Annotated in this window: 3 protein-coding genes; 1 reads left to right on the top strand and 2 read right to left on the bottom strand. The window is 45.4% G+C overall.

The window, feature by feature from the left end; all coding sequences use genetic code 11:
* Positions 1 to 287: 287 nt before the first annotated feature.
* Positions 288 to 1,898 carry a methyl-accepting chemotaxis protein gene (locus AACQ17_RS06940; protein ID WP_026027718.1) on the top strand — a complete coding sequence of 537 codons (1,611 nt, stop codon included), beginning with the start codon at positions 288 to 290 and terminating at the stop codon, positions 1,896 to 1,898.
* 54 nt (positions 1,899 to 1,952) lie between these two features.
* Here AACQ17_RS06940 and nspC read toward each other — a convergent pair whose 3' ends face one another.
* Together nspC and AACQ17_RS06930 are read right to left on the bottom strand one after the other, a co-directional pair.
* Positions 1,953 to 3,086 (bottom strand): carboxynorspermidine decarboxylase, encoded by a 1,134-nt coding sequence (gene nspC / locus AACQ17_RS06935; RefSeq protein WP_017046172.1) that lies wholly within the window; start codon positions 3,084 to 3,086, stop codon positions 1,953 to 1,955.
* Positions 3,087 to 3,150: 64 nt separating this feature from the next.
* Positions 3,151 to 4,206, bottom strand: a 1,056-nt coding sequence (locus AACQ17_RS06930; protein ID WP_141201481.1) for a saccharopine dehydrogenase family protein, incomplete at its 5' end; no start/stop codon positions are given.

Here is a 4,206-nt window from a genome sequence, read left to right as displayed (position 1 = left end):
TTAAAGTTGTGATTCAGTTAACAAAATCAACTAATTGCATTCGCGAAATGACGACCATATTCCAATATTAGAGAGCGGGTAACCATAATTAATCTAAGCCTGCAAATCCTAGATGCCGAATAACTTGAAGACGCCGTCAGATGGATAAACGGATGATTACTAATGAGCATTAACAAACCTTGTGACTCTGGCAATCAAACGTAACCAACATCACGGTAACCTCAAGTACAACAGGTAAACCAATATGCCCAGCAATAAGGTTGGGTTGTTTTAATGGTGGTAACGTCATGTTGAAGCTTGAAAATATTAAGGTCAGCTACAAGCTGACCGCTATTATCGCGGTTGCAATTGTTGGCTTATTGAGCTTACTGTTCATTGCAACTAGCGCGCTGAGAAGTAACTTAGTCGTAGAGCGTGAAGCGAGGTTGAACGCAGTTATCGATACTCTCCTCTCACAAATCTCACACCTTCAGAAAACACTCCCCGAAGACGAAGCTAAATCACAAGCGAAGATACTCATCAACAACACACGTTTTGACAGCAACAACTATCTTTTTGCTATCGATGAGTCTCGTTACACCATTGCCCATCCGATTCGCACTGATTTGGTTGGCAAACAGATGGGAAGCCCAGGAAAAGATACACAAGGCGAGTTTTGGTTCACTATGGTTGAACTTGGCAAAAATGGTCAACAAGGCACGTTGACATATCCTTGGCAGACTAACAGTGGAACACCCGCAGAGAAATTATCGGCAGTCCACGGGTTTGCGCCGTGGCATTGGATTATCGGCTCAGGCATGCTCATCAATGACATTGAAGAGGCGATCAACAAACAGATCCTCAAGATGGGAGGAGCGACATTGGCAGTTGTGTTTGTGATGGCAACGCTTGGGGTGGTCATCAGCCGAGCCATCATTATGCCGTTAGAGTCAATTAAAGAAGTCATGAAAAAAGTGGCAAGCGGCGATTTAACCGCACAAGTCCCAGTAATGGGAGAAGATGAGATTGGCATTGTGGCATGTCGTATCAATGACAGTGTAAGCGCAGTGCGTTTAGCATTAACCGAGTCGGTCACCTCAGCAAACCTGCTTGCAGAGGCCGCCATTCGCATCGCTTCTTCTGCGGAAGAAACTAGCCAAGCGGTGACCAGCCAACGTGACCAATTAAGCCAGCTCGCAACCGCGATGAATGAAATGAGTGCGACAGTTGCCGATGTTGCAGGCCATGCAGAAGAGACAGCAAGAGACACATTGGATGCCAGCAAAGAAGCCGGCTTAGGCGATAAAGACGTACATTCCAGTGTGGACAGCATTAAAGCGCTCTCAAAAGAGCTGGAAGTGGCCACTGAGCAAGTGCACAAACTCAAAGAAGGCGTGATGCAAATCAGTGAAGTTACCACAGTGATCAGCGGCATTTCTGAACAAACTAATTTACTTGCGCTAAATGCAGCGATTGAAGCCGCACGTGCTGGAGAACAAGGTAGAGGATTCGCAGTGGTCGCCGACGAGGTCAGAAATTTAGCTAGCCGTACTCATCATTCCACTGACCAAATCCAAACCACCATTAACCGCTTACAGCAACTGGCCGTTAGTACATCAAACGCGATGCAAAAAAGCCAAGATCTCGCTTATAACAGTGTGGAGCGGGCAGAAAATGCAGGCAGCGATCTTTCCTTGATCGTCAGTCATATTCAGCATGTGAGTGATAAAGCAATTCAAATCGCCACTGCGGCAGAAGAACAAAGTGCAGTGGCCGAAGAAATGAACCGTAACGTCAGTGGCATTAACGATTCAGCATTGGAGATGTCACAATCGGCAAACTATTTGGCAGAAGAGAGTGAAACCTTGGCCGCTCTTTCACGCCAATTAGACGAAAGAATGAAAAGCTTTAAACTCTAAGGTGTGATTTTACAAAAATAGGCCTCACCCACTGTATGGTGAGGCCTATTGTCATCAGTTTACCGACCATTGAGATAATGAACGTTTAAAGTCTTCATAGCCAAATTCATTCAGTTTCTGAAGCTCTCCTGTACTGCGTTGACAATACACGGAAGGCATTTTAAGGCCATTAAACCAATTCAATTTCACCATGGTATAGCCCGCGCTATCCATGATATGCAACCGCTGACCAATCGATAATGGCTGTTCAAATGAAGCCACGCAAAATTGATCACCCGCTAAGCAAGAACACGAGCCAATGACATACTCATGTTCACCGTTCGCACTCGCTTCTAAGATAGCCGCTGGCTCTTTGTAAATCAGTGTGTCTAAACGATGCGCTTCAGTTGCCGAATCAACAATCGCTGTTTTCATGCCATTTTCAACGATATCGACGACAGTCACCACTAAATCAGCCGTTTTCGTGATGATCGCCTCACCCGGTTCAAGATAAAGCTGAACCTGATGCTTTTCTGAAAAGGCCTTAAGCGCTAATGCTAATTTTTCTAGCGGATAACCAGGCCAAGTGAAGAACACACCACCGCCTAGGCTGACCCAATCTAACTTATCCAGATATTGGCCAAAACGCTCAGAGATCGAATCTAATAACGCAATGAACGCATCAGCATCTTTGTTCTCACAGTTCATATGGAACATCACGCCATTGATAGTATCGAACACTGAGTTATCAATATGGTCTGTTTGAACACCTAAACGAGAAAACTGACGTGCGGGATTGGCAAGATCTTGCCCAGCGTAACTCACGCCGGGGTTTAAACGTAAACCCAATGACGCCTTGCCTTCAACTAAATGACGGTAAGCGGCCAACTGGGATTGCGAATTAAAAATCATTTTGTCGCAAATATCGGCCACTTCTTTAACATCAGCTTCACTGTAGCCAACGCTATAGGCGTGTGTTTCACCACCAAACGTTTCGTAACCTAATTTTACTTCAAATGGGCCACTGCTGGTGGTGCCATCTAGGTAAGGTTTGATGATGTCAAACACTCCCCAAGTAGAGAAGCATTTTAAAGCCAAGACGAGTTTGACGCCCGACATCTCTTTGAGCTGCTTCGCGATTTCTAGGTTCGCGATCAACTGTGATTCATCAATCATAAAATAGGGCGTTTGGAGTTCGCTTTTTTGCATCTATTTATCACTCTCAAATTGAAGAAAGCCGACACATCTGCATCGGCTTAACTATCGAAAACTCTTATTTTAGAATTTTAATCTCTGGTTGCCCGATATCGAGCTCTTGAACATGCCAATCCAAACCTAATTTCGGCATCGTTTCTAAAAACAGATCAGGGTCAAGCTGCTCTAAGTTAAACACGCCCGCTTGTGCCCAATGCCCTTGGAAATACTGCAATGCCGCAGTAATGGCAGGAACGCCCGTGGTGTAAGCGATGGCTTGGTGCTCTACATCATGGTATGCCACTTCATGGTCTGCATTATTGTAGATAAAGACACTGCGCTGTTTACCATCCTTCCAACCTTGCACCCAAGTACCAATACAAGTCAGGCCTTTGTAGCCAGGAGCCAAAGAGGTTGGGTCTGGCAGCATCGCTTTAAGCACTTGAAGTGGTTGAACCACAGTACCATCTTGCAGCGTCAATGGGTTTGGACTCAATAAACCAATATCACGCATGCAATTGAAATAGTTGAGATAACGATCGCCAAAACCCATCCAAAATTCAATACGTTTGGCCGGAATAAACTCTTTCATCGAACGCACTTCATCGTGCGACATGGAGTACACCTTGTGCTGGCCGCACTGAGGAAAATCAAATTCTAGCATTCGTGAATGGCAAGGAACACGCTGCCACTGCCCTTCTTCCCAATAGAAAGAGTCGCCTTGAATCTCTAACATATTGGTTTCTGGATCAAAGTTAGTCGCAAATTTTTTGCCGTGATCGCCTGCATTAATGTCCATCACATCAATACTGTCGATTTCGTCAAAGAGGTGCTTCACCGCATACGCGGCAAACACGCTAACCACGCCCGGATCAAAACCAGCACCGAGAATAGCGGTAATGTCTGCTTGCTTAAATTTTTCACGAAATGCCCATTGAGGATCATACGCTTCAGGCACTTGTTGACCTTCAGAGCAAAGGTCAACAGCAACCGATGTATCTAGATAGGAAACCTTGGCTTGATAACATGCTTCCATGATTGGCACGTTTACCCAAGGAGGGCCAGCGTTGATCACAAGATCAGGCTGGATTTCTTTAATTAATGCAACTAACGAGGCTACGTCATCCGCCTTGAC

Origin of the sequence: Vibrio sp. V10_P2A27P122, from assembly GCF_963874335.1 — a bacterium.
In the GTDB taxonomy this organism is placed as follows: Bacteria; Pseudomonadota; Gammaproteobacteria; order Enterobacterales; family Vibrionaceae; genus Vibrio; species Vibrio anguillarum.
This window is presented reverse-complemented; position numbering and strand designations above follow the sequence as displayed.

What these genes read in the sequence shown, in the direction of transcription:
- AACQ17_RS06940 (WP_026027718.1), top strand. Translation starts at nt 288, where the DNA reads ATGTTGAAGCTTGAAAATATTAAGGTCAGCTACAAGCTGACCGCTATT.
- nspC (WP_017046172.1), bottom strand. Translation starts at nt 3,086, where the DNA reads ATGCAAAAAAGCGAACTCCAAACGCCCTATTTTATGATTGATGAATCA.